The sequence below is a fragment of the Fusibacter sp. A1 genome (genome assembly GCF_004125825.1).
GTDB lineage: Bacteria > Bacillota > Clostridia > Peptostreptococcales > Acidaminobacteraceae > QQWI01.
The window spans coordinates 354,984-380,582 of sequence record NZ_QQWI01000002.1; the positions used below are offsets into that span (position 1 = coordinate 354,984).

At 44.4% G+C, this 25,599-nt stretch carries 21 protein-coding genes; 13 read left to right on the forward strand and 8 right to left on the reverse strand.

Features of this window, described 5'->3' with window-relative positions:
• The first annotated feature begins 109 nt into the window (after window positions 1-109).
• The 4 genes from DWB64_RS03675 to DWB64_RS03690 are packed head-to-tail and all read left to right on the forward strand — an operon-like array spanning window position 110 to window position 4,355.
• Complete coding sequence (locus tag DWB64_RS03675) at window positions 110-1,747, forward strand: ABC transporter substrate-binding protein (RefSeq protein ID WP_129486838.1); 1,638 nt, start codon at window positions 110-112, stop codon at window positions 1,745-1,747.
• The gene (locus DWB64_RS03680) at window positions 1,744-2,346 is read left to right on the forward strand and encodes a DUF6305 family protein (protein ID WP_129486839.1); all 603 of its coding nucleotides are present in this window, start codon (window positions 1,744-1,746) and stop codon (window positions 2,344-2,346) included. Before DWB64_RS03675 ends, DWB64_RS03680 begins: the two co-directional genes overlap by 4 nt.
• Before the next feature lie 7 nt (window positions 2,347-2,353).
• Window positions 2,354-3,715, forward strand: coding sequence for a HAMP domain-containing sensor histidine kinase (locus DWB64_RS03685; RefSeq protein WP_129486840.1), 1,362 nt, complete (start codon window positions 2,354-2,356; stop codon window positions 3,713-3,715).
• A 1-nt stretch (window position 3,716) separates the two neighbouring features.
• A complete protein-coding gene (locus tag DWB64_RS03690; RefSeq protein ID WP_129486841.1) occupies window positions 3,717-4,355 on the forward strand; it encodes a two-component system response regulator in 639 nt (212 codons plus the stop codon).
• Window positions 4,356-4,365: 10 nt separating this feature from the next.
• Here the strand turns inward: DWB64_RS03690 and DWB64_RS03695 are convergent, their stop codons facing one another.
• On the reverse strand, window positions 4,366-5,973 hold the full coding sequence (locus DWB64_RS03695; protein WP_129486842.1) for a GGDEF domain-containing protein: 1,608 nt from the start codon (window positions 5,971-5,973) through the stop codon (window positions 4,366-4,368).
• 310 nt (window positions 5,974-6,283) lie between these two features.
• Here DWB64_RS03695 and DWB64_RS03700 point away from each other — a divergent pair, with 310 nt between their 5' ends.
• On the forward strand, window positions 6,284-7,171 hold the full coding sequence (locus DWB64_RS03700; RefSeq protein WP_129486843.1) for a cation diffusion facilitator family transporter: 888 nt from the start codon (window positions 6,284-6,286) through the stop codon (window positions 7,169-7,171).
• 12 nt (window positions 7,172-7,183) lie between these two features.
• On the forward strand, window positions 7,184-8,260 hold the full coding sequence (gene ytvI / locus DWB64_RS03705; protein ID WP_129486844.1) for a sporulation integral membrane protein YtvI: 1,077 nt from the start codon (window positions 7,184-7,186) through the stop codon (window positions 8,258-8,260).
• Here ytvI and DWB64_RS03710 read toward each other — a convergent pair.
• The 5 genes from DWB64_RS03710 to DWB64_RS03730 all read right to left on the reverse strand — a co-directional run bounded on the left by DWB64_RS03710 (window position 8,246) and on the right by DWB64_RS03730 (window position 14,472).
• Window positions 8,246-8,587 (reverse strand): glutaredoxin family protein, encoded by a 342-nt coding sequence (locus tag DWB64_RS03710; protein WP_164980212.1) that lies wholly within the window; start codon window positions 8,585-8,587, stop codon window positions 8,246-8,248. The two genes, ytvI and DWB64_RS03710, sit on opposite strands and share 15 nt — an antisense overlap.
• 89 nt (window positions 8,588-8,676) lie before the next feature.
• On the reverse strand, window positions 8,677-9,555 hold the full coding sequence (locus DWB64_RS03715; protein WP_129486846.1) for an ABC transporter substrate-binding protein: 879 nt from the start codon (window positions 9,553-9,555) through the stop codon (window positions 8,677-8,679).
• Window positions 9,542-10,861 carry an HD-GYP domain-containing protein gene (locus tag DWB64_RS03720; protein WP_129486847.1) on the reverse strand — a complete coding sequence of 440 codons (1,320 nt, stop codon included), beginning with the start codon at window positions 10,859-10,861 and terminating at the stop codon, window positions 9,542-9,544. Before DWB64_RS03720 ends, DWB64_RS03715 begins: the two co-directional genes overlap by 14 nt.
• A gap of 136 nt (window positions 10,862-10,997) precedes the next feature.
• A complete protein-coding gene (locus tag DWB64_RS03725) occupies window positions 10,998-12,074 on the reverse strand; it encodes a hypothetical protein (protein WP_129486848.1) in 1,077 nt (358 codons plus the stop codon).
• A 154-nt stretch (window positions 12,075-12,228) separates the two neighbouring features.
• Window positions 12,229-14,472 (reverse strand): clostripain-related cysteine peptidase, encoded by a 2,244-nt coding sequence (locus tag DWB64_RS03730; protein ID WP_129486849.1) that lies wholly within the window; start codon window positions 14,470-14,472, stop codon window positions 12,229-12,231.
• Window positions 14,473-14,671: 199 nt separating this feature from the next.
• Between DWB64_RS03730 and DWB64_RS03735 the strand changes: the two genes are divergently transcribed.
• Both DWB64_RS03735 and DWB64_RS03740 read left to right on the forward strand, forming a co-directional pair.
• Window positions 14,672-15,079, forward strand: a complete 408-nt coding sequence (locus DWB64_RS03735; protein ID WP_129486850.1) for a GNAT family N-acetyltransferase — start codon at window positions 14,672-14,674, stop codon at window positions 15,077-15,079.
• Between the two features lie 149 nt (window positions 15,080-15,228).
• Complete coding sequence (locus tag DWB64_RS03740; RefSeq protein WP_129486851.1) at window positions 15,229-16,038, forward strand: hypothetical protein; 810 nt, start codon at window positions 15,229-15,231, stop codon at window positions 16,036-16,038.
• A gap of 64 nt (window positions 16,039-16,102) precedes the next feature.
• Here the strand turns inward: DWB64_RS03740 and DWB64_RS03745 are convergent, their stop codons facing one another.
• The gene (locus DWB64_RS03745) at window positions 16,103-18,391 is read right to left on the reverse strand and encodes an HD domain-containing phosphohydrolase (RefSeq protein ID WP_129486852.1); all 2,289 of its coding nucleotides are present in this window, start codon (window positions 18,389-18,391) and stop codon (window positions 16,103-16,105) included.
• 233 nt (window positions 18,392-18,624) lie between these two features.
• Here DWB64_RS03745 and DWB64_RS03750 point away from each other — a divergent pair, with 233 nt between their 5' ends.
• Window positions 18,625-20,268 carry a SulP family inorganic anion transporter gene (locus DWB64_RS03750; protein WP_129486853.1) on the forward strand — a complete coding sequence of 548 codons (1,644 nt, stop codon included), beginning with the start codon at window positions 18,625-18,627 and terminating at the stop codon, window positions 20,266-20,268.
• A gap of 68 nt (window positions 20,269-20,336) precedes the next feature.
• Here DWB64_RS03750 and DWB64_RS03755 read toward each other — a convergent pair whose 3' ends face one another.
• Window positions 20,337-21,152 carry a GyrI-like domain-containing protein gene (locus DWB64_RS03755; RefSeq protein WP_129486854.1) on the reverse strand — a complete coding sequence of 272 codons (816 nt, stop codon included), beginning with the start codon at window positions 21,150-21,152 and terminating at the stop codon, window positions 20,337-20,339.
• 306 nt (window positions 21,153-21,458) lie between these two features.
• On the opposite strand from DWB64_RS03755, the gene DWB64_RS03760 reads away from it, so the two are divergent.
• The 4 genes from DWB64_RS03760 to DWB64_RS03775 all read left to right on the forward strand — a co-directional run bounded on the left by DWB64_RS03760 (window position 21,459) and on the right by DWB64_RS03775 (window position 25,568).
• Window positions 21,459-22,508 (forward strand): hypothetical protein, encoded by a 1,050-nt coding sequence (locus DWB64_RS03760; protein ID WP_129486855.1) that lies wholly within the window; start codon window positions 21,459-21,461, stop codon window positions 22,506-22,508.
• Between the two features lie 136 nt (window positions 22,509-22,644).
• Complete coding sequence (locus tag DWB64_RS03765; protein WP_129486856.1) at window positions 22,645-23,367, forward strand: class I SAM-dependent methyltransferase; 723 nt, start codon at window positions 22,645-22,647, stop codon at window positions 23,365-23,367.
• 79 nt (window positions 23,368-23,446) lie between these two features.
• Window positions 23,447-23,893, forward strand: a complete 447-nt coding sequence (locus DWB64_RS03770; RefSeq protein WP_164980213.1) for a GNAT family N-acetyltransferase — start codon at window positions 23,447-23,449, stop codon at window positions 23,891-23,893.
• A gap of 112 nt (window positions 23,894-24,005) precedes the next feature.
• The gene (locus DWB64_RS03775) at window positions 24,006-25,568 is read left to right on the forward strand and encodes a diguanylate cyclase (protein WP_164980214.1); all 1,563 of its coding nucleotides are present in this window, start codon (window positions 24,006-24,008) and stop codon (window positions 25,566-25,568) included.
• Window positions 25,569-25,599 lie beyond the last annotated feature (31 nt).

Here is a 25,599-nt window from a genome sequence, read left to right on the forward strand (position 1 = left end):
CGAAAAATGAACATCTGCCTAAATACTTGCAAAGTCACTTCAAAGTTATTTGTTAATGAACTCACGAAAGGTTAAAATAGAAGAAACATAAAATTAAGAGGGAGTTATCATGAGTAGATTGAAGTGGTATGGAATTGGTCTTGTCATTGGCATAGTCATCGTTCTTTTCACATCGGTGTTGCAAATAAAAACAAACCTGATTGCAGATCTTATGCACTGGTGGGAATTCAATCAACATAAGGAGACCGCCCTGATCATCGGGAGGGCGAATGATGCCATTGGACTCGATCCTGCTGTTGTCACAGACCAGGAATCACTCAAAGTAACGATCAACCTGTATGACACCCTGGTGGTGTATGATCGCAGCGGCGCAAGCGTTGAGCCTTCGCTGGCAGAGTCGTGGTCGGTGAGTGACAATGGACTTGTGTGGCATTTCAAAATTCGCCAAGGGGTTGTTTTTCACGACAATACGCCACTAGACGCCCAAGCGGTCATTTTTAACTTCAATAGATGGATGGATCCGAGCAATCCCTACCACGCGGGTCATTTCAGCTATTGGAACTTAAGCTTCGGGGGGTTTCCGGGGATTGTGGACCATGTGAGAGCAATCTCTGACGATGTTGTGGAGATCAAGTTGAGTGAGCCCTACGCTCCTTTTTTAAATACGCTGGCGATGCCGGCGTTTGGGATCGCTAGTCCAGAAGCGATCAAAACCTACAATGAGGCACTCAAGTACAAACCTGTAGGAACAGGGCCCTTCATATTTGAGTCTTGGAATGAGAACGGGGAGATCAAGCTTACAAAGAATAGCCTGTATTGGGGGGCAAAGCCAAAGGTGGACGCGCTCATCTTTAAAAGCATCATCAGCCATCGGGAACGTTATGTGAAACTGAAGGGTTCAGAGATCCATATCGCTTATGATCTGCCCGCTCAGATATCGAACGAACTTGAAGAGGAGGACGAACTGACCTTGTCAAGAAGGCCTGTGTTCAATGTCGGATACCTCGCCTTCAACATGTCGAACAAACATTTGAAGCTTGCGAATGTGAGAGAGGCGATCGGTCATATGATCGACAAGGATGCGATGATCGAAGCTGCCTTTGATGCGACCACTAGGCCGGCAAGTACCTTTGTTCCTCCGGTGCTATGGGGACATCATGAAGGGATAGAAAGCATCGCTTATGACGTTGATGAGGCCAAAAGGCTTTTAAGAAAAGTCGGCATCAGAGAGACGATAGAACTCAATTTGCTTCTGATGGATTCTCCTAGAGAATATTTTCCGAATCCTGTAAGCCTAGGCTTGTTTTTAAAGGATAGCTTTGCTAAGGCGGGGATAGATCTTCATCTTGAAATTCTGCCTTGGGAAGAGGTGATAGCCAAAAGTAAGAACGGCGATTACGATATGGTCCTAGCGGGATGGAACGGCGATGTCGCCGACCCGGACAACTTCCTATACAACTTCTTCGCATCCGAAAACACTTCAAAGGGTCTGATTACCAATTATTCCTTATACCACAACCAAGAAGTGGACAATCTATTAAGCCAAGCTAGGCAGATGAACGATCAGAGTTTTCGTGAAAGCCTGTATAGGGAGATTCAGGAACTGATAGCGCTCGAAATTCCGGCGATTCCACTGATTCATACCATGCCGACCATCGGGCTGTCAAAAACCGTCAAAGGTTTTGTCCCACACATCAGCGGGGTAGAGCCCTTGAATCTTGTGGAACTGAAAGAGGTGGCCAAATGAGCGTGAACACAAGGTTTCAAAATATCCTGTACCTAATGGCAGGAGTGGTCACTGTGTTTGTTTTTAGTCTGATTCTCAACAACGAACAGGTTCTGAACAATTCAGACACTGTCTTTCTATCGAAGCCGATCGCATCCGAGACGGTTCTGATCACATCGGCGGGGCTCAGTACGGATACCTATATCGTTCAAAATGCCGCCAACAAATTAAGGCTTCACAGTCTCTTTATGCCTCAGGCCACATATGCTGATCTGGAAGGCATCGCCTCGATGATTGTCGTGGTGGGACACAGCGATGTGGGATACCGACTGGCCGGCAAGTCGATTGATGACGAAAAAGAGAGACTTGACCGATTGATCGAGTCGGCGACGGTTAAGGAGATCCCTATCATTTTAGTTTACCTTGGTGGTAAGGACCGCCTGACTACCCATACACGCGAGCTGATCGGTGTGACTTGCGGATGTTCGGATTACATCATAGCGACAAAAAAAAGCGATCAGGAGTACTTTATCGACATAGCCCAAGCGGGCGATATTCCGCTGACGCTCATAAATGACGCCGGCGAAATAGTAGAGACGCTTGCGGCAGCGTTCAGGTAGGTGTAGCATGAGGTATGAATTTAAAAAGCAGGATTCGATAGTGGTGGCAGGACTATTTGTTGTCCTTGGAGCCATATGGCCGTTTTTAATAGAAAAGAACTGGTTTGACCTTATCGTTCTGATAAGGGAGGCCATCCATTCAGGAGATTCTGGAAAACTGGTTGTCGCATCGGCAACGTTTTGTGTAGTAGCAACGGTACCTTATGTTTTATTTTTTACAGGTGGTGCGATAGCGTTTGATTTTATGCAGGTGAAGCTTGAATTCAGTCAACCTGTGAAATATCTGCTCTTGTATCTATCCTTCTGTATCATGCTGTGGTCACAGTCGCAATTGATGGGAACACCTTGGGAACCCTTGAATCTGACACTGTCATTTTTGGTGTCCTTGGCTCTTATCGTATGGGGGAGGATAAGGCTCAATTCCATATTGCCGATACTTTTGATTTCCATTCAAGTCTTTTTCGGACTCCAGTGGTTGACCATTGTTCCAGAGGCGTCGAAATGGTTTATTGGAATGACGGATATCCCTGTGAGCATTAAGATCGCCAGTGAATATCTGAACGGAATCAAAGTCCTCAACTACATGGGATTTTCTTTTGTAGTCCCTCTGCTGCTGTCTTCGGGGCTGACGGCGATGCTCTTTAGGGCGAATGCAAAAAACATAACAATCGCCGAGGAAAACTTTAAGGCGGCTCGAGAGATCGAAACGATTCAGTCCCAAATGATGGAGAACCGCCTTTATCAGGAAATCAACGCGCTCGCCCATGACCTCAAGACGCCTCTTGTAACGATCAGAGGTCTGAACTCGCTATTATCCCTATCAAAAGACACGACAAAAGTCGACGTCTATTCTCAGAGGATAGAAGGCGCAGTGGAAAAAATGAATGACATGATTTCCAGTTTCTTATACAGCGACAGCAGGCAGCGCATCAGCGTGGAGCTACTGATCAACTATGTAAGGGCACAAATTCCGATTGAAGACGAGCACCTGGAGGTTTCAATCGATATGGAAAACGCTGACGAGATGTTGACGGTCAACAAAGTCAGACTGTCCCGTGCGCTGATCAATCTTCTTGAAAACGCCATCCTGGCGCCTAATACAAAAGTGGATAAGCATATTGAAATCTCAGTCAGAAGAAGTGACCAAAGACTGATTATCGTCGTAAAGGATGACGGAACCGGAATAGAAGCCGATAAGCTGGACAAAGTATGGCTAGTCGGACATTCGGGGAAGAACACATCTGGACTTGGCTTACCCTTTGCAAGACAGATCGTCGAAGAGCATAGCGGTGAAATAACAATAGAAAGTGAATTCGGCGTCGGTACAAGCGTGATGGTATCGCTACCTATTGGAGAAGGAGTAAATTGAAATGTCTGAACAAGTTAAAGTGCTGATTATTGATGATGAACCGGATATCCTCTTTACCATCAAAGAAATTTGTGATTTTTGTGGATACGAGACCTTCACAACGACTAGTGGGGAAGAAGGATTCCAAATCGCAAAAAAGCAAAATCCACAACTGATTATCGTGGACTACCATATGCCAGGCTGGGACGGCATGACGACCGTGAAGAAAATGAAAACGCTGGATCATAACATGGCCATCTTGGTCTTGACAGTGGATGAGAGACAGGAGATTTCTGATAAGTTCATGTCAGCAGGTGCCACTGATTTTGCGATCAAGCCCATCAAGGCTCCTGATCTCATGTCGAGGATCAAAGTCAACCTGCACATACAAAGCATTCAAGAAAAGATGATTCAGAAGAAGGAGCAGGTTTTCATAGAAAAGGGCATAAGCAGCGCGACGCTAAAGCTTGTGCTAGAATATCTTGACACTCAAGAGGACCTTGTCGGAATGGAAGACATCACTAAAGGGGTCAACCTCGCCTATCAGACCGTGCACAGGTATCTGCAGTACCTTGTCGAACAGGATCAGGTGGATGTTGTTCCGGTGTACGGCCAACTCGGACGCCCCAAAAACCAATATAAGATCAAAGAAAAAGGTTAAGTCGCATGACTTAACCTTTTTGACAATTTTCAGCGCATACCTTATTCTTTCCGCCATGCTTGGCTTGATAAAGCAGTTGGTCCGCCCGGATGAATCTCTCGTTGAAGGAGGCGTGTGAGTTGCATAAAAGACCGATGCTTACGGTGACTTTTTCAAGACCGAAACTCCAGGGTTGGTGCTCGATCGCATGTCTTATGGATTCTGAGAGCTCGTATGCGACATGATTCTGAGCCTTGTCGATAATGAAAATGAACTCCTCACCACCGTATCGGCCTGCATAGCCGCTGTCTCCCAACTGATCGGAGATGATCTTTGCGATGGTGGTGAGTACTTCATCGCCGTTCAAATGGCCGAACGTATCGTTGATCGCTTTAAAATTGTCGATGTCCAGTATCGCGATGGAAGTATCCGCGTCGGGGTCCTTTTCGAAAAGGTCAAGCGTGTAGACTCGGTTGTATAAACCGGTTAATCCGTCTCGTATGGACTTTTCATACACGATGTTCTTTAGCTTGTCGATACGCTGATATTCACGTATGACAAAGATGACGCTGATAACCAGTAGAAACAGAAGGACGCTGGTGAGCAGCAAAGCCGTTTGCTGGCCCTCGATAAGCTTTAAGTTCTTCTTGCTTTTGAACGCATCCATGTAGTCGGAAAACTCAGATGCCGCTTCTGCCTGTTCCTGTGTGCTTGGCGTATTTTTCGAACCGAAGGCTATATCCGCGGCTTCCTTGTACTGGGCCAAGGTGTAATGGATCACCGATTTTTCATACAAGATCGTAGCGAGAACCGGTGGATGGTACTCTCCTGTATTCAGGCTGTTGATGATGTCTTCCTGTTTACTCTTGTATGCCAGTGCCTTAAAATTGAAGCCGATCGATTTGTAACCGGTAGATAGAATATCCGAGTAGGATAGTTCAATAAACCAGGGTTGATTTTCATTTGTGAGTGCCGCGTCGTTTAAAAACGATAAATACTTTGCATCCGAATAATCGGGTCGGTTTAAAAACCTGCTGTTGCTATCTTTAAAAGTGATGACTTGTGCATGGTGGGGGAAAAGCCAGTACTGGTCATAAGTCAGCTGATCACAGTAGTTGAGAGCATATTCGCTCCAAAACCTTTCGTTTTCGGTATCGTCATAGGAATGATACAGCATGTAGTAAAAGGAACCACCGAGAACATGGGCCAGTTGAAAATTTTCGCTATCGGCTAAGTCTAAAAGATGCTCTATGGCGTCGATCGCACTCGCATCGTCGTATTGGGTATAGAAAACACGGGCGAAGTAGTAATAGGACAAAGCTTCAGCGAAGGTGTCGTCGGTCAGATCGGATAGCTCAAGCAGGCCGCTGGCGTGTTTGGCCATTAGATTCATATCGACAAAAAGATTGTCGAGCTCTAGCAACATCCGATAGGCGATTTTAATGTCCTCGTCAGTGGATGTGCCCTCGGTGGTCACGGTGGATAAGATCCGATAGGCTGTATCGATGTCCTTATCTTCAACCAGTTGCCTGATGTCGTCGAAGCTGTAGACCTTCTCGATCCCAGGCAGAGAAAATGCGGATAGCAGCATGGAAGAAACCAATATGTAAACTAATATAAGGTACTTATTCTTATTCATAAACCCACCTCTGGTCGATTAGTTGAGAATAGATCATACTGGCAGAAGCCTTATGGATGAAGTGCACATTGGATTAGAAATAGTGTAAGTATGATTAGTTATGTATATGCATACTAAAATTAAACTATATAAGTATAGGCATGTCAATGATCAAACCGTACTATTCTGCGCGTGATAGGCAAAGAGGTGGGGATAAAAGCAGAGGCCGACTGAATAAACATGAAGAACTTCTGCTTTTTGAAACGGTTTCCGTTAAATTGGGTATAGGATAAAAAAGATAAGATTATCTTAGCTTAAAAAAGGAGTTGCTATGGCAAGGGAAACTGAAATAAGAAGGGTTGCTCTTCTTGGAATCATAGGCAATGTCATCTTACTGGCGCTGAAACTTTATATCGGCATTCTTACACGGTCACAAGCGATGATCGCCGATGGGTTCAATAGTGCTGGAGATGTCTTTGCATCTGCTATGACCTATATAGGAAATGCGATCGCCTCACAACCGGATGACCACGACCATCCTTACGGGCATGGAAAAGCGGAATATGTCTTTTCGATGATCATCAGTTTTTCACTGATGCTTGTGGCATATGCGATATTTAAAAAGGGAATCGTCTGTCTTCTCGAGAAACGTACGTTCATGTTCTCGATCTGGCTTGTCGTAGTGTCGCTCTTTACTATAGGAACAAAATACCTGCTCTTCATGTATGCTTCAAGAGTAGGTAAGGTACATAACAGCCTCTTGGCAGTCGCAAACGCGCAGGACCACCGCAATGACATTTTTGTATCTCTTATCACGCTTTTAAGCATAGTTACAGGTTATTTCAATGTCTATTTCATCGATGCCTTGGCTGCGATGTCCATTGCGCTATGGATAGCCTATACCGGATTTTCTATCTTTTCATCTTCTTATCAGGTCCTTATGGATACGACAATCGATATGGGAATAAAAGAACAGATGAAAAAAGACGTAAAAGACGTCGAGGGGGTAGATCACCTTGACGCGATCGTCTCAAAGCCTGTCGGCCTTAATTACCTTTTGATTGTAAAGGTTTCTGTCGATGCTGATCTGACGGTGTTTAAAGGACATGAGATAGGGGATAATATTAAAGAAAAATTGATGGGCTATGAACTTGTGGACGATGTGGTCGTCCATCTGAACCCCACACAGTATCATCCTCAAAAGGAATATTTAAAATAAAGAGGTGATGAAATGAACAATATCGTTCTGAATAAGCTTGCGTATATCCTTATTCTGATTGCGGGAATCGTGATCGTTTATATGGGGATGATCAAACTGACAATCATCTTCCTGCCCTTCGTTTTTGGATGGTTGATTTCAAAGCTGATCACGCCCGTGGTGGTCTTCTTGCACGAAAAAATGAAGCTGCCCAATAGCTTAAGCAGCGTGATCATGATTCTGACCGTGGTTGGGATCAGTTCTTATCTGGTGTATCTGCTTGGAAAACTGATTGTTTCGATTTTTAGGGAGTTTTCTAGGGTATTGCCATTTTGGAGCAGTGTTATTGCCGAATACGGTACGAAATGGTCCGAAAAGATAAGTGAGTTGTTCATCGGATTGCCTTTTGATCCGGCGACTGTCATCTCTGAAGGAGCCGCAAGTATTTTGAGCAACATGGGCAACCTTGCATCGGAGCTGGCGACAAAGAGCTTCTCTATCGCAAGCAGCCTACCGAGTCTTCTAATCGCCTTAGTGATCATTATTTTATCGGCTTTCTTCTTCACAAAAGACAGAGCGATGATCACAGCGGTGCTTAAACCCTACAGGGTCAAGTACATCACGAACAACCGGTACTGGATTTCTTTTAAAGGGGATATACTGGTGGTTGTGTGGGGATATGTGAAAGCCCAGCTCATTCTGATGAGCCTTACCTTTGTGATCAGCGCGATAGGGCTCTCGGTGATCGGGATACCGAATGCGATATTCGTAGCACTTGGAATCGGGATCGTTGATGCCTTGCCGATGTTCGGTCCCGCGGCCATATATATGCCGTGGATACTGACCATGGTGATAGGCAGCCAATCGGCACTGGCGATAAAACTGCTGGTGATGTATGGCATCACCACACTGACACGACAATTTCTAGAACCTAAAATTGTGGGTACCCAAATCGGAATACATCCACTCCTTACCTTGACAGGTCTTTATGCGGGGGTCAAGTTCCTAGGTATTCCAGGTCTTATCATAGGTCCTTTCACCATGGTGGCGGCCGTCACCCTATACACCAAGTATCATCACTCCGAAGAACGCGACCTATTTTTTAAGTAGTGTGAACTGATGCTCGCAGTGCGGGCAGGTGATTCGAAGCTTATCTTTGCCTTTAGGCAATCTAAGCTTCTTTTCGCATTTAGGGCAGGGCATGATGACATAATCCACCAGGCGTTTGATTTTTTCAAAATCAAATCCTGTAAAGACCTCACCGCCGATGTTGAATGCTGGAACTCCCATCAATCCCATCGTCTGCATTTCTCTTTGCGCCGACGGATCTGTCGACGCATTTCTTTCGATGTACCTATAACCTGCGTTTGTGAGTGCTTGCTTGGCTGTTTTGCAGTGCGGGCACGTGCTTGTCGTATACATGATTATATCTTTCATAAGACCTCCGTGTATGGTTGAAAACATAGTTCAATTATACTACATCCCCATACGGAGGGGTAGTCCGGATGTGAGTGATTAGTGATTGATTACTTGTGGGTTTCATATTTGAGGGTGATGGCCTCTATGGTGCCGTTTTGGTTGAGCTTCTCCAAAGTGTTGTTGAAGGATTTGACAAATTCAGCCCGTAGGTTGTTGTTTTGACTGAGCATGAGTCCGTCTCCTACGGTTTCGTGGCTGATTGTGATATCCGTCTTGATAAAACCGTCCTTAAAGTCTGAAAAGACCCTGTCGATATAAAAATCAGCGACCTTTGGGTCTAATACCGCGTAGCTGATTTTGCCGTCTTTTAGCTTGGTCAGACACTCAATTTCGTCAACGCAAAGATCGATGTCGATACCTTTAGATTCAAGATCCGGGAGATAGTAATAGGACATGACCGCTCCCACTTTAAAAAAAGAAAGCTCGTCGACCCTATTCATCCTGCTCTTTGCGGTTTTTGACGGGTCAAACTCGTACACAAGGCTCTGATTGCGCTTATCGTCAATCAAGAGGTCGCTGAATACATAGTCCTCGACTCGGTCGGCGCTGATGGCGGCGGGAAAAACACCGAAGGTTCTGCCCTGGTCGAGAAGATGAACCGCTCTGGCCCATGAGGTGAACTGTATTTCATAGTCAAGCCCCATGTCATCCAAGACAGCTACCATTATTTCATAGGAGATTCCTTTTGCTTGACCGTTTTCGGTGTACGCATAGGGTGGGTACTCGTTGGTCGTGAACTGAAGCTTATCTGTGAGTTTCCAACTGGAGTAGGAGAAGTCACTATCGGTAAAGTAGGTCTTGATCTGATAGGTCTGGGTTTCTTTCGCTTTGATCTTATGCTCGACTCTGAAAATGGAATAGATGATCGATACCAAAAGCAGACAGTAGAGAACGACCACGATTTTTTTCAGGTTATGCCGATTCATCTAGGCACCTCATCCACGCATTCACTACTAGGGGATCAAATTGAAGACCGCTATGCTTATGTAATTCCGCGAGAGCCTGTTCATCACTCAGCGGTTTTTTTCGATAGGCCCTTGAACTGGTCATGGCGTCGAAGGTATCCGCAACGCTAAGGATTCTTGCAAGCAGGTTGATATCCGTACCGGTCAGTTGGTTGGGATATCCGTTTCCGTCAAATCGCTCATGGTGTTGTAGTACGACCGAGGCGCTCTCTTTTAAGAAGTCGACATCCTTGATGATGTTATAGCCTGTGAGGCAGTGCGCTTTTATTTGATCGTATTCATCGTCGTCGAGCTTGCCTTCTTTGTTGATGATGTGGGTGGCTACGCCGATTTTACCAATGTCGTGAAGAATCGAAGCTTTAAGCAGAATCTCCTTGTCGTACTCGCAAAGCCCCAGCTGGTCGGCGATGCTTAGGGCGTATTCAGAAACGCGGTCGCAGTGCCCTTTGGTGTAGTGGTCGTTGACTTCGATCGCTCTGGCTAGAGCCGAAAGCGTCTCTTCGTAATTTTGATTGAGGCTGAGAAGCATCTTTTCAAGCTTAGTGTTCATGGCGGTCGATTGGTCATAAAGGGCGGTGATTTCGACCTTATCCTTTTCAAGCTCGATCATTTGCTGACCGATCTGTGACTGCATCGAATCAAGAGCCTTGCTGAGCAGACCTACCTCGTCATTTGACCTACACTCTATCACCGTGTCCAGCTTGCCGGATGCGATGTCATCTGCCATGCTGATCAGGGATTCTATAGGTCTTGTGGTTCTGGCAGAAACCGACCAGATCACCAAACTCACTAGCAGCACTTCTAAAATTGCGTAAAGAAAATTGTAGTGAATCACTTGCTGAAGCCTTAATTTGTAGATCTCATTACTCATCCATATGGTAAGCGTGCCCCTTTTGAGACCGTCGTGAACGACGGTACCTGAAGAAGAGATGATAGAGTCATTTTCGAAAACGACATGATCCTTGCTAAGCATCTGAATGACGTCGTCGATCTCGTCCCTAAGTTCAACCTTGACGATGTTGGGGTCGTGAAGAAGAACCTCTAGTATATCCTGAGTATTTTCAAGATTATAGTCCCACAGGGGTGATTCGAGTGATGATGTTCCAAGATCCAAGGCGTGATCCAGCTGATAGGCTATTTCGGTTTCTAGCTCGTTGTTTGTGTGAATGGTCTCGATGATCACTCTTGTGAACAAGAGCATGAAGATGGCGGAAAGGGTAAAAAAGGCGATTCGGCTTCGAATAGTGTAGAATCTAAAAATTTTCATGATTACCTCCCGGTGTTAAATATATTTGATTATAACGGATAAATGGGGCGATAACTAGTAAAGAAAGACATTGTTACACTTTTGTCAAATAAAAAAACATCATCACCGATGCCTTATGCAAACGGTAATGATGTTTTTATTCGTTTAGTTCGGCATGTTCCAAATCGGTTAAAATCGACCGCACGCCTTTCCACCAGTTGGTGTCTTCGGCATAGCCCCGGTTGATCCATTCGAGGATGTCCATATCAGGTGGGCAATCCAGTGAATACCTATGGATGGTACGAGCCGCAATCTCTGCCGAGTCGGTGATGCTTGTATTGTATTTGACCCAGCTACCGAAAACATTAAAGGGATTGTTGATGATCTCGTGTGCTCTGCTGCTTGTTGCGGGAACAAAGCTTTGCTCTTGTCCGACCACTGCGATCATCACAAGGGGATTTATGTCCTGATCCTCAGCAGCGACAAGTATCGGTGTCAAATGATCAAGATCGGCAAGCAGGGAGCCTCTTTTGGACAACCATGCAGCCAACTTATGACTATTTATGGCTTGATAAGTAATATCGTTGAAAGTGCTTTTATATACATTGACCGGGTTTTCAGGCGAGGCGGCGACGATTTCAGTCGGTTCGAGTCTGAAGTCAAGGTCGTCTGAAAAATTCGCGTCTGATCCAGGAGTAAAACGATACAGCATCATCATGAAAAACATTAGAACAAGCGCCGTTCCGATTGCTGTTTTCAAGTTGAATAGCGGTATGAATCTACGTTTCGGGGCAACGAAAGAAGGTATTGGCGAATCAGATGATTCGTTTGTCGCTTTAGGCCTTATCAAGTGGCCTTCGAGCGCGGAGAGCACTTCTGATTCCTGACTTTCGCTAAAACGTCCTGTCAGCCAGCTAATAAGCGACTGCATACCCTTGACTGAATCGATGCTTGTTTGGATGATGCTTGCAAAAACATCGTGGGCGCACATGAAGAAGGTGCGTCTTGTGACGACAAAAGACAGTAGGTGGTCTTTAATGTGACCTCTGGGTTCAAGGTCGAACTCATGCAGTTCCTTATCCAAAATCAAGTGGACGGCGCCCGCGAAAATCGAAGCCAGACCCGACTTGCTCAGTAGGGGGTTTTTAGTATGGATATAGGCACGTAAAGTAGCAGCCTGATCACTTGAAAGAATCATTTGCTTCTCTAGTTCGCCCGCTAATTCAAAAGCCAATAAATCACCACCTCTACAGAAAATAAACTTATCCTAATAGTATCATATTTTACAGAGTCGTAATAAAAAAGATTATCCAACTTCGGTCCTATTTTAGGGATTAAACAGCTTATTTTAGGCTTTTATCATAACTTTTACCCAAGCTTTTACTTGACTAATACAGGATTTCATAGAAATCAGTTTCTAAAACCTGCCCTGAATAATCGATGATCATGAAGTTGAATAGATAATCGGTGGACTGAAGCACGTCATAGGTAAGCTTCGACTGATCGCTATACACAAAAGCTTGTCCGAGTTCTTCCTGGTAAAGGCCTGTCTCGGTGAGGTAGCTGGTGTAGATCGGTTGAACCTTATCGCCGGCCTTCAGTAAGATGATGTTCCTGTCCGGCATATTGGTGACTTGGTCGTTTGGTCTTCTGGCTCCGATAATATCGTAGTATCCGCCTGAGGCGAAAGCATCGTCATAATACCAGACAGCCTCCAAAACAACCCTTTCATCATTTAGCAGCAGGGGGATTTCATATTCGATATGGTCATAATCGGAATAGCTGATTTTCATCATGATAGGATGATCATCAAAAAGAGTCCAATTGCCTGCGAATTGTTCAAAATAACTACTTGTCTCTTCATTGAAAATTGTCAGAGCGTCGTATCCTAAGTTTCGATATCTGGGTGTATCACCGTTTAGGTACTCGTAGACACCGATATAGACCTTGTCGATATCATACAGAAGATCTTCAGAGACCACAAGCTCATAATAGGCGCTGTACTCAGTTGGTTCATAAACGACAATCTCATCCATTCGTTCGACAAGCGGGGCAGATCCTGTAAGTTTACCTGCAAACTCACTTGCCAGGGAGATAAAGCTTGTAGGTAGGTCCAGCTGTGCCTGAACGGCCAAGCTAGCGGTGAAGTTGTCTTGGTCCAGATACGGAAAATAGACGCTTAATCCGGTTGCGGCATCATTGATCGGTCCGCTTACCTGATAGACTACGGCCTCGTCCACAGCGCTTGAGAGTTCTAAGGCGTATTCCGGGGAATAGGTGGAGAGGTTTGAGGCGAACAGGCTCAAGTCAACCAAATCGGTATATCCCTGGTCGGACGAGTTGCCGCCGTACTTTTTAGTTTTCGAAACGGACTGTGCGATACTGCTTAACTTTGCATCTTCTATCAAGGTCGCTGAAAGATCAGAAGCGAATTTCGAAAGCGCTGTGTTGATCGAATCGAGCCGCTTCAGGTCGATGACCGATAAGGTCACATCGGACTCGGTTTTTTCATCGACAGCTTGCTGGAAAAATCCGTCGGCTATCGATTTTCCGATTGCAGAGCCGCTATAATCAGATGTCGCTGCCAGACTGGTGATCAGACTAGTGTAATCCCACCCGTGTCCGGGTTCAAGTTCTTGAGAGGCGACCAGATAATCGGCATAGGGACTTAGTGTGTTGGCGACTTCTAGTGTGGCCATCAGACAAGCGTCAAAACCGATAAAATCGAAAACGACCCCGCTTTGTGAACGAACCGCTGAAAAAGCGTCCTCCAGTTCGGGTAAGATCAGGCCGTCCCCGCTGAAAAGTTCATCCACGGCATAGCCTGTGATCGGTCCACCGCCGTGGTTCCATAAGACGATGCCGTAATTCTTCGCAGGGTACGCTTTGAGCGCCCAGTTTACAAAGTTCGATAGTGTTTCAGGGTCGCCCATATTTGAAATTCCTACATTTTCTAGAAGCGTCAATTGATTGTTTTGCACTGACCACCGCTGGTTTTGAGTGCTGTCGATCGAAGGGTTGACCCAGGTACTTGTTCCACCGGTCTCCACAAGGACATTGACCTTGTCGGATGATACAGCTGCAAGCATTTCGTTCAAATCAGATGTGCCTGCACCGGAATAGGTACCGCTTTCGTCGTCATAAGCACTTTCTAGATCGGTTCCGTTGAGGTAGATGAGCAGAGTGAAGTCGTCGACTAGCGGTGGAACTGAGCTGTCGATAAGCACACTTCTTGTTGCGCCGTCCCACTGCACGTCGCTACCTAAAAACTCGGCGGGAAACCTCACCGGTACCATGGTTCGTCCGCTGACCAGCACGGCTGGGGTATCCACCGAGTAAACCAGTCCGTTCACAGTTATTTCTTTCGAACCGATCGGGAGTTTCAGAGTGATATCTCCCTTGATTATGGTAACGGTTTTAGTCGTGCCATCCCAGGATACGGTAGCACCCAAGGCCTCTGAAATAAAACGTATCGGTACCATCGTACGGTTGTCTTCGTTGATGTATGGGGATACATCCACAAAGTCGACCCGCTCGTCATTGACATAGACGTTGATGGTGGGGAGGGCATGGGTGATAGGTAGTGAAAATAGAATCAGAATCAATAGGCAAGGAAGTAGATGTTTTTTCATAAACCGTCAAACTCCTTTCGTAATTTGAATGTAGTTCGCATTTATTAATGGATACCATTATTTGAAGACGCTAAACATCAATTGGGTAACTTAAACCGAATAGGATTTGAATATTACATTTGTCTTAAATTCATGATTTATCGGGCAAAGTCTATTAAAATAGGAACATGGTAAACTAACGATAAAAACGAGGACAAAGATGATTAAAAAAATCAACTATGAAGAGACCTATGCCATACGCCAGATTGTGATGTGGCCCAATAAACATCTGGAATACATCATGCTTGATGACGATCCTAAAGGCGAACACTACGGATTGTTTGTCGATAGCAAACTGATCAGTGTGATTTCGGTCTTTATCACGGAAAACTCGGCACAGTTCAGAAAATTTGCGACGCTTTCACAGTATCAAGGCAAAGGATACGGCACGCTTCTGCTGAGTTATGTTTTAAAACAGTTGGAAAAAATGGGAATAAAAAGAGTGTGGTGCAATGCGAGACTGGACAAGGCAGATTACTACGGAAAATTCGAGTTTGTAAAAACAGATATTTTTTTTGAAAAAGGTGCAAAAAAATATGTCATAATGGAAAAGACGAATCACGTTTAACGCATCCTATTACAGGTGAATTGTGGATATTACGATTGGAATAGAGCTCGGTGTGGTACATATTCAGTAAGCGTGATAATCGTTTAGGCAGGTTGTTTATAAAAATAGAGATACTCAGGTGCGGTTTGACCTGAAAGACGAGGTGTGCGATGAGAAAAATAATTGTGATTTTGCTGCTCATAGCTATCGGACTCGGTGTGATCTATGTTTGGCCGATACTGGATAGGGAAGACATGGGGCTTGTCCTCCTAAAGGGGATAGTCAGCATTCCTTTCAATTCGACTAGCTATGCTGAGTTAGACGATGAGAGCCATAGCCTGGTTTCATTCAAATATAAAAATGAACTGCCGCTTGTCGAGTACATGCGGGATATCGGATGGAAGTATAGGGAGCGTCTTGGTTCGGGCTATGTGTTTTCAAGGGCTGGTATCGACGTAATCGTTGAAACCAATCTTTATGGCAATTGGTTTATTGTATGGGAGTTACCCGAGGAAACAAATTTTGAACTAGGTTTTTACTTTCTTAAGAACGAGTTCGTAGAAGAACTTTCCACCAACGACTTGGATCTTTCTGAAGCTACGCTCATGTTCTCCGAAAAAGACATTGAAAGTTACCGGTGGGATTCGCATGAAATTGTCTTTAAGCCTAATTTCATCACTTATCTGAAAGACATGAAAACAGATAAGAGAGAAGATGGGATCTTAAAATTGTCTGGTGGATCCGAATATTTCAATACAGACCAGAAGGACTACTTTATCGTTTCGCTTCATGGTAACGCGATCTATAGCGGGCATTTTGAACAATCGCCGATCTCCTCGATGTATCAGCCATCCATTAAGATGCTTGATACCGAAAGCGGCATCAGATTAGAGGCGGTCGAGACTGAATACGAGATTGTAGATAAAAGAGAAAATGAGACCTTATATGAGCTGTTAAAAGAGCTGGGGCTCATCGAATAGAGGTGTTTAAAAGGGCTGTCGCACGACGATTTAATCAATCGTTATGTGACAGCCCTTTTTTAGGTCAAGCTGATAATTCCTTGTTCATCAGTTCTAGGAACACAAGCACAAGCTGCGGATCGAACTGGGTGCCTGAATGGGCTTTTATCTCGTTGATGGCTTCGTCTGGCGACATGGGTTTTCGATAGGGTCTAACGTCTGTCATAGCGTCATAGGCGTCGATAATCGATAAAAGACGACAAGCCAGAGGGATAGACTCTCCACTGAGTCCGAAGGGATAACCGCTGCCATCCCACCATTCATGATGTTTATAGATCCATTCCGAGATAGGCATCAACTCACTGGATGACTCGGCGATCCTAAACCCGATTTCGGTATGGCGCTTGATTTCGGAGTACTCTTTAAAGGTCAACTTTTCCGGTTTAAACAAAATAGTATCACTGATGCCTGTTTTACCTATATCGTGGAAATGCGCGAACAGAGCCAGATTTGAAAGTTCGGCCTGGGGATAGTTGATCATCGTCGCCATCTTCATCAAAAGATCACTCATTCTATCTATATGGCCCTGAGCGACAAAATCACGGTCTTCAAGCAATTTGCTCAAGATGCCTATATTTCTACTCTTTGTACTCTGGCGGTGGAAAAGCTTCTCGCGGTACATAAAGTCATCGGCGCACTTGATCATGTCCTCGACGGTTGGATAGTCTGGACCGTGAGTACAGAAACCTAGTGAAATGCTAAAGGGAATCATTCTGGATTCCTTGTTCAGCTGCTCGATCTGGGACTGGATGTCGAGTTTTGCAGTTAAAACATCCTCCTCCTTCCAGCCCCTGAGCACGACGATGAACTCGTCACCGCCGATACGTGCGACAAACTCGGCGTGCTCGAACTGAAGCTTGAGCAGATCTGCCACCGTCTTCAGGTAGGTGTCGCCGGCATCGTGGCCCATCGTGTCGTTCACAAGCTTCAGACCGTCGATATCCACCATGATGAAGGTGATGCCATCAAGGGGCTGCTTTCTCATTTTGGTCAGCTGAAGTTCAAAGTAGTTGCGATTGAACAGCGATGTCGGCGTATCGGTGATGCTTAAATCAAAAATGGTCTTTTCAGAGTTCACCCTGTCGGTGATATCGCGCACCACAGAAATCACTTCTTCATCATTCAGTTTTGAAAACCTTGATTCAAAGTATTTTGTTGTTTTTCCGTTCACTTCGTATTCGATGGGGCTGACTTCCTCGCATAGTAGTGCCTGTTCGATTGCGATTTCAAAACTTTTGGCGATTCCGGCACTTAAGAATTCGCTGATATGGTGATGGAGGTATTCATCAGATTGGATATCCAGCGATTCGGTACCATGGGGTGTCAGGTAATCCACGATAATGCCATGCCTGTTGATCAAAATCACAGAGTCAGGCATGGATTCGATAATGGCCTGCAGTTTCTTTTCGTTGTATTTGAGTTGATGCAGGGCTGTAGACAAATCGGTCGTATTTTTCCTTACCGCCAGCCTTAGCTGCAGGTTCCAGAACACTAGGAAGATAAGAACGACAAGGGTAGCCAATATTGCGGTCTTAAGGTATTTGCTCATGATGTCTTCAAGCAGGGTTGATTTTCCGTACCACAGCTCGAGGATCGACTCTCTTTCGAATGGTGTTATTTTGTCAAAGCCGTCTTCGATAACAGAGACCAAGGCGCTATTCTCTTTTAAAACCGCCCTATGAAACTGCCCTGTGTACAGAGGTTCGGTATGGTTGAATGTATCTTGGAGGCCGTATTTGTATAGAAAGTAGCGTGCTGGTGGGTTATCCACAGCAAAGATGACCACCTCATTTTCAGAAGCGGCGGCAATAATCGCTTCGTAGCTGTCGTATAGTTCGATATTTTCCACACCGGCGTCTTCAAGTACGTTGATAGCCTGGTCGCCCTTCTTTGCAGCGACAGTAAAGCCTTTCAGCGACTCGGCCGAATTGATGCCTGAAATATTTTTATGGAAAAAGATGGACACGTCGATGTCTTCGTAAGGCTCTGTGAAAGCATAGATTTTTTCACGGTCCGTATTTTTGAAGATGGTATCTATGACATCGTATTCACCGCGGTTCATGGCTTCAAGAGCTTGCGACCAGTTCATGGCGGTGATGTTGACCTTGATGCCTGTCTTGTCTTCAAAAAGACTCCATTCGTCGATCAAAATGCCTCGAAGCATTCCGTCCGAATCATAAAAGACAAAGGGCGGGTAGTTATCATCCATCACAACATTGATTTCTGAATGCTCGGCGGGCGATGCCAAAAGGATGTTGATTGAAAGAAGTACGAACAAAAATACTGCAATGACTATGTATTTGAAATTTTTCATATAATTCACCTATTGAATAATTGCCTTTATTAATTGCCGTTAACAGTAAAATTATATAATACATACCCAAGTATTACTAGTGAACACGCTGATAATGAATCATTTTGAGTCATTTTTAAGTTGAACCGCAATAAAATCAAAAAAAAAATCAAATTGTGGATTGGCAGCCCCTAAATTGTGCTATAATTCGATTTGGCAACAATATGACAAAAAAAGAAAGTGAGCTGACATAGATGTCGATATTCAAACCCAAATTCTTTTCAACCTTAAAGGGGTATACCCTAAATCAGTTTTTTAAAGATTTGACCGCTGGTGTTATCGTAGCGATCATAGCGCTACCGCTGTCTATCGCACTTGCCATAGCATCGGGTGTTTCACCGGAAAAAGGACTGCATACGGCGATTGTCGCCGGATTTATCATTTCGTTCTTAGGCGGAAGCCGTGTGCAGATCGGAGGACCTACAGGCGCCTTCATGGTTATCGTATATGGCATAGTCGTCAATTTTGGAATAGACGGCCTGATCACTGCCACGTTTTTGGCAGGAATCCTCATCACATTGATGGGCCTGTTTAAACTTGGCGGTCTTATCAAATTCATACCTTATCCGATCACCACAGGATTTACAAGTGGAATCGCACTGACCATCTTTTCTTCGCAGATCAAAGACTTCTTAGGTCTTAAGATTGATGTTCAAATGCCTGCTGAGTTCATCGAAAAGTGGAAGATCTATTTTGAACACATGGACACGGTCGATTTGACGACGCTGGGGGTAGGAGTATTGGCACTGCTTATCATCGTCTTATGGCCAAAGGTGAACAAGCAGATTCCGGGCGCGCTTATCGCCTTAATCGTCACTTCGGTCATCACAGTGGTCTTCGATCTTGACATCATGACCATCGGAAAGAAATACACCGACTTATCCTCTGCGTTCCCTAAGCCGTCCTTACCGGACTTATCTTTTGCAAGGGTTCAGCAGCTTATCGTTCCTGCTGTGGCGATCGCACTTTTAGGTTCGATAGAATCGTTACTGTCGGCTGTAGTGGCGGATGGGATGATTGCAGGTAAACACCGTTCGAACACCGAACTGATCGCACAAGGTATCGCCAACATGGCGTCGAGTATTTTTGGTGGAATTCCTGCAACTGGGGCTATTGCAAGAACCGTGGCAAACGTCAACAATGGCGGACGCACACCCGTTGCCGGCATGGTCCATGCCGTGGTGCTGCTGTTGATGATGGTGGTCTTGATGCCTCTAGCTAGGCTGATCCCGTTATCGGCACTCGCCGCAATCCTGATTGTCGTTTCTTACAACATGAGCGACTGGCGCGAGTTTAAATCCTTGTTTTCATCACCGAAGAGCGACATATTGGTCTTGTTGGTCACCTTCTTCATAACAGTCCTATTTGACCTGGTCAAAGCCATCGAGGTCGGAATGGTCCTCGCTTCGCTTCTGTTTATGAAGCGCATGTCTGAAATGACCGATGTCAATATCCATACCCTCGACGCCGCGGAAGAGTCGTCATCGGAATATGATTTCGAGAGTGTTCAGAATCAGTTGAAAACTAGAAAAGGCGTTCAAATCTATGAAATCAACGGTCCCTTCTTCTTTGGAGCGGCAGATAAGTTCTTAGACGCCTTAAGCCAGATGGGAGAGAAGACAGACACCCTGATCGTCCGTATGCGTTACGTGTCTACAATCGATGCGACTGCCATACATGCGCTTAAGAGAATGATTTCAACCTGTAAGTCCAAACATATCAAACTGATTGTCACAGAGCTCCAAGCGCAACCTCAAGCTGCATTCGATAAGGCTGGATTGACTGATAAGATTGGGAAAGATAAGATTTTCCGCTTGTTTTCTGAAGTTGTGAATTAGAGATTGATGATTAGAGATTAGAGATTGGAAGATTAAAGAGTATAAAAAAACAGCCTGGTTTGGGCTGTTTATTTTTTTGCTATTGGAATTTGTATTTCGGTGACGAACTCGTTTTCAGAGTCCGCGAAATCGTAGTCTACGATGTTCTTTTCGATAGAATCTCCTGCGACCTTGTAGCCGTTCTCGTTTATCCAATCGACCAAAGTCTGGTAGTGTTTTGACATATCGGAATATGGGCCGATGAAGGTCGTGCAGGCGTAATCCGATGCGGGCATGACCACCAGTCCGTCGAGCGAGCTGCTCTCAAGCATGACCACTTCGATAAAATAGCGATACTTGTTGAAAATGCCTTGCTCGATCGTTTCCTGCGAGATCGAGGTGTAGATCTGACCTTCGATCAGCCACGAGCTGATCTTCATAAATTGTCTGGCCTCCTTGAAAGCCTCTTTGATCTCTACCTCGTTTGACAGGTCCTCAATAGTCAAAAATGTACCGTATCGTTCGTTCAAATGCCGGACTTGTATCTTTCCGTCCATCTCCTTGACGTTGTCAAGAAGGCTTAGCTTATTTTGAATCTTCATCTTAAGGTTAAGAAGCCTATGGATTTTTTCGTCGAGCTCCTCATCCTTCTTTTTAAGAAGCGACATCAGGTTCAACGTGTTTTTTTGCCTCATGTAACCTCGAATATCCGAAAGTGAGATATCCAGGTTCTTAAAGAAAAGTATCCTGCTTAAAGTAAACAAGCTTCTGATACTGTAGTAACGATAGTCGTTTTGAGAATCGATTTCCGGTTTTAGGATATCCATCCTGTCATAGTGTCGTAACGTATCGGTACTGATATTAAAGAGCTTGGCCATTTCTCCAATCAGAAATTTATCTTTCATCTGTTTCTCCTTGTCTCGAATTGATAAGTGTAATTATACAGGAGTCGGACGAGCGTGACAATCAGAAGAACGATTTAAAGTACGACAGATGAACTAATTATGATTTATAGCATTGTCTTAATGGCACAAAAATAGTATAATTAAATTTAAGTGATTTGTACGTGCGAATTTAGGTCAGTTCCAAGTTTAGTTCATGTAAAACAATAATCATTTAACATATATAAAAGGATGTTTCAGTAGTAGGTGCCTGCTCAGACATTTTGAACCGACATTAAACGCGCCTCTGAATTATTTGGAGGGAACTACATGAATTTAACGAACGAAAAAGTAAAACACACCGTATTCGGAAAAGGTGTAATTAAAAGTCATGAAGAGGATATCTTAACCATTTGGTTTGAACGTTTGAATGAAGAAAAGCAATTTGAGTATCCAGATTCTCTCGGTTCGTTCATTAAGTTGGAAAATCAAGAGTTGTGGCCTGAAATCGAAAAAATAAAAAAAGAGAATAATAGAGAACAAACTGCAAAAAAACTTGTAGAAGATGAAGCAAATCGTGAAAAGGCTCGTAGAAGAAAGTTTGAAAGAGCTGTAAACAACGCCAATAACTCAAGTAAGAAGAAGTCGGATAAGACAAATGTCGCATTCCACTGCAGTTACTGCGATGGTGGTATCGAGAGCAACACAGTCGGGTTTGCGGATATCTGTTCTGAAGAAATGATGAACCATAATGTGAAAGTTGCCAAGCAGATCTGGTGTAAGAGCGATGACAGCAAATGCAGAAAATACCTTGACGGTGAAATCTCTAAGGAGGCCTTGGACATCAAGTCGAACGATGATAATTTTGTTTGCTACGAAAGCCAGATGCTTGAAAAATGGCGTGCTTACGTAGGCGTTGTTCAAAGTGGAGAGAGAAAAGGAAAGCCGAAGACACTACGCGGAATCAATGCGCATAGTTTGGCGATCCTATCCACTCAAAGACCGACAGACATGGATGAGGAAAGATTTATCTTTGCTGTCTTCATCGTTCACGAAAGACATATCGGCGGACAATGTGAAGACGGATATGTTGGCGCACATGATAAATACCGTATCAAGTTGACGCTTGAAGAAGCCAAGCAACTTAGATTCTGGACATACCATGTCAATACGACTAAACCAGAAAGCATGGTATTCGGTCGAGCGCTTCAAAGATATTGGACAGATCTTCAGTCAGCTCAACTTTTGAAGGATATCGTAAGAATCAAAAGAGGAACCGAAGACGAGGCATTGTCTAAGGAAATCTTCAAGTTCTACTGCGATACCCATACACTTGATTACCTGAACATCGCATCACCGAGCGGAGCGCTCATCAAATAGTAATTGATTATCAACACCCGGCAGATTCGATTTGTCGGGTGTTTTATTTTTATTTTCCGTGAATATTAGATTTTTTCAAATCTATTTAGTAGAATATAATAAAGGGAACCTGGAAATTGTCACAGAGGGAGATAAGATGGATCAATTATACGCAGTACTATCTACTTATAAAAGCCCAAAAATTCTTGATATCGCTACTGGATCCGGAGCTTTTCTAGAGCAGTTGTCAAATGTGATCGATCATCCTTCCAGCTTGATCGGGATAGACGTGAAAGAAGAGGCGATCGAAGCGGCGAAGCTGATTCATACAAGTCCGCCCTATGAGTTTTATGTCATGGACGCCCACAAGATGTCTTTTCAGGACAATAGCTTTGATATCGTAGCCATCTGCAATTCACTGCACCATCTTGAATCCTCAGAGAGGGTAGTTGAAGAAATGATCCGCGTCTTAAAGCCTGGAGGATCACTTGTGGTCTACGAAATGATCTCAGACGACCTGTCGGTAAAGCAGCAGACACACATGTTTCTTCATCATTACTGGGCTCAAATTGATATGTTTAACGGAATCACCCATAAAGTCACCTATTCAAGAACTCAGCTTGACGACCTTTTCAACACTTATGGGCAGCTGATGAACGTGCACTCGTCAGAGGTCGAAAAAAACGTGGAGGAAACCGAGGAGCTGCTCGTGTCGCTGAAGGAGTCGGTAAGAAGGTATCAAGACAAGACCTTGGAGTTTTCAGATGCGGACTATTATATAAGAAAAGGAAATCAATTGATACAAAGAATAGAACAGATCGGATTTGACCTGGCGACATCTTACTTGTTGGTCTTTCAAAAAATCAAATCAGCTCCTTGATCGTATGGTTGGAGCTGATTTTTATAGTAAAATTAGCCTAGGAACATTATGTTCATATGATTTGACAGGAGCAGACCCCATGAATAGATACAGTATAAGAAAATGTACCCTTAATGAGATACCTCAGGTGCTGCGACTGCAAAAGGAGTGGCAGGGGGAAGAAATCACCTATGGCTTCACAGCCGCGGACCATTCGTACCTGCAGCAAAAACTTGGGGATTACTTTTATATAGCAGAGCAGAACGGGATCATAATCGCTTTCGCCTATGCGAATATCGAAAAGGCACGGGATATGAATATTTTTGAAGATGGGGAGCATTACCTGGAAATCGAAGATGTTTATGTCGCACCGACCCACAGGGGAACAGGTGCAGGGAGCCAGCTTGTGAAAAAACTTTTGCAAACCGCCAAAGATCACGGGATAGAAAGGTCTCTTTTATTCTCGTCGACTAAGGACATTAAAAAGACGATGAACTTTTATGAAAAATTAGGATTTAAAACCTGGAATATTCAAATGTATAAGTAAAAGAAGCTAAAATCTTGTAACCGATGAATCCATGCATCAGATAATTGATAGAAGACAGTCATGATGGGGTAAAATCAATGATAAGACTATCATGAGGGAGGCGGGTGAGCACATGAAAAGAATCAGACACTACCTCAACAAGGAAAATTTCAGAATCACAAAACTTGGACTCATTCAGTCAGCGCTCGCATCGAGTATCATGGTCATCATATGGGGAAGCTTTTTTATTTATAATTATCAGCAAAACAGACAGCAGCAGCTAAGTGTGGAACTCGATGAACTGGATCATTTAGAGAGGATCGTTCACGAGTATGTTCGTGATGCTTCAAATATCCTATTAGGATTCAGCGACAGCGAAAGTGTCAAAATTCTCCTTAAGGAGAGTCCTGAAACAATGGATGAGGTACTGTCAGACATTTTCTTATCGATCAGTAGGAATGCTAAAAACTACAATCAGATGCGTCTACTTGATGCCCTTGGAATGGAAGTGGTAAGGGTAGACCGATCGAAGGAAGGATCCTTAAAGGTGGTTACGGGTGACGAGCTTCAGTACAAGGGTGACCGCTACTACTTCACAGAGACAAAAGCGCTAGGTCCGCATGAAATCTTTCTCAGTCCGTTCGATTTGAACATCGAGCACGGCGAGATTGAAGTGCCCTACAATCCGATGGTTCGTCTGTCGATGCCGCTTTATGGGGACAATCAGGAGTTTTATGGGATCATCATCATAAATGTCATGGGACAGCAGCTGATCGATGAACTGCAGGCGTCAATGCTCCATCCTGATGAACTATTCTACATGACCGATGAAAACGGGTATTATATCAATCACCCGGACCCGACTAAAACGTTTGGATTTATGTTTGAGGATAAAAAGGATGTGACGATACAAAACGACTTTCCCGAGGTCTGGGAAGCGTTGAGTGAGAATCGGCGAACGATCAGAACCGAAGACGGTAGGTTTTTCTTGTCGAGTAGTCAAATGATCGATTCTGAAAAACTTAATTCAAGCGACAGGTCATTCAAGTTCATCATGCAGATACCTTCGAATACATGGTCCGAATCGGATGTCGGACTGATTGTTTCGAATATGATTTTCTTGTTTTTCATCGAGGCGCTGATTATCATAGCCGCCTTGCTGCTTGGATCGCAGCAAGAAAAAAACAAGGAGTATCGAAATGAAATCGAAAGGATGGCCTTAACCGATAGGCTAACCGGAGTCAGCAACCGACATGACACAGAAAGAATACTGTCACGCGAGACGGCAAATGCGAGAAGATATGACTATGACCTTGCGATCATCTACATCGATGTCAACAATCTGAAATCTGTGAACGACAATCTTGGACATGCGGTCGGTGATGAAATGATCATATGCGCCACGCAAGCCGTATTGAAATCGATTAGAGAAACGGACTATATCGGACGGATCGGCGGAGATGAGTTCCTGATCATTTTGCCGCATTGCGCAGTACTTCATGTGACTAGGATCATAAAAAAGGCAAGTGACCTATTCCTAAAAATGGGACAACAGAAATACCAGATGGACTGGACCTTCAGCGACGGTGTCGCGATGTACGACGGTAGCGAATCCAGTGGTGATCTGATGAAACGTGCGGATAAGGAAATGTACCGTACCAAGAAAGCATTTAAGGCAATGAAGGACCAAGAATAGTAAAGCACCTTTTCATATGAAAAGGTGCTTT

Coding starts and splice junctions, on each gene's coding strand:
- DWB64_RS03715 (WP_129486846.1), bottom strand. CDS start 9,555: ATGAATCGGCATAACCTGAAAAAAATCGTGGTCGTTCTCTACTGTCTG.
- DWB64_RS03765 (WP_129486856.1), top strand. CDS start 22,645: ATGGATCAATTATACGCAGTACTATCTACTTATAAAAGCCCAAAAATT.
- DWB64_RS03675 (WP_129486838.1), top strand. CDS start 110: ATGAGTAGATTGAAGTGGTATGGAATTGGTCTTGTCATTGGCATAGTC.
- DWB64_RS03755 (WP_129486854.1), bottom strand. CDS start 21,152: ATGAAAGATAAATTTCTGATTGGAGAAATGGCCAAGCTCTTTAATATC.
- DWB64_RS03735 (WP_129486850.1), top strand. CDS start 14,672: ATGATTAAAAAAATCAACTATGAAGAGACCTATGCCATACGCCAGATT.
- DWB64_RS03745 (WP_129486852.1), bottom strand. CDS start 18,391: ATGAAAAATTTCAAATACATAGTCATTGCAGTATTTTTGTTCGTACTT.
- DWB64_RS03690 (WP_129486841.1), top strand. CDS start 3,717: ATGTCTGAACAAGTTAAAGTGCTGATTATTGATGATGAACCGGATATC.
- DWB64_RS03695 (WP_129486842.1), bottom strand. CDS start 5,973: ATGAATAAGAATAAGTACCTTATATTAGTTTACATATTGGTTTCTTCC.
- DWB64_RS03700 (WP_129486843.1), top strand. CDS start 6,284: ATGGCAAGGGAAACTGAAATAAGAAGGGTTGCTCTTCTTGGAATCATA.
- DWB64_RS03710 (WP_164980212.1), bottom strand. CDS start 8,587: ATGAAAGATATAATCATGTATACGACAAGCACGTGCCCGCACTGCAAA.
- DWB64_RS03770 (WP_164980213.1), top strand. CDS start 23,447: ATGAATAGATACAGTATAAGAAAATGTACCCTTAATGAGATACCTCAG.
- DWB64_RS03730 (WP_129486849.1), bottom strand. CDS start 14,472: ATGAAAAAACATCTACTTCCTTGCCTATTGATTCTGATTCTATTTTCA.
- DWB64_RS03720 (WP_129486847.1), bottom strand. CDS start 10,861: ATGAAAATTTTTAGATTCTACACTATTCGAAGCCGAATCGCCTTTTTT.
- DWB64_RS03760 (WP_129486855.1), top strand. CDS start 21,459: ATGAATTTAACGAACGAAAAAGTAAAACACACCGTATTCGGAAAAGGT.
- DWB64_RS03750 (WP_129486853.1), top strand. CDS start 18,625: ATGTCGATATTCAAACCCAAATTCTTTTCAACCTTAAAGGGGTATACC.
- DWB64_RS03680 (WP_129486839.1), top strand. CDS start 1,744: ATGAGCGTGAACACAAGGTTTCAAAATATCCTGTACCTAATGGCAGGA.
- ytvI (WP_129486844.1), top strand. CDS start 7,184: ATGAACAATATCGTTCTGAATAAGCTTGCGTATATCCTTATTCTGATT.
- DWB64_RS03775 (WP_164980214.1), top strand. CDS start 24,006: ATGAAAAGAATCAGACACTACCTCAACAAGGAAAATTTCAGAATCACA.
- DWB64_RS03740 (WP_129486851.1), top strand. CDS start 15,229: ATGAGAAAAATAATTGTGATTTTGCTGCTCATAGCTATCGGACTCGGT.
- DWB64_RS03685 (WP_129486840.1), top strand. CDS start 2,354: ATGAGGTATGAATTTAAAAAGCAGGATTCGATAGTGGTGGCAGGACTA.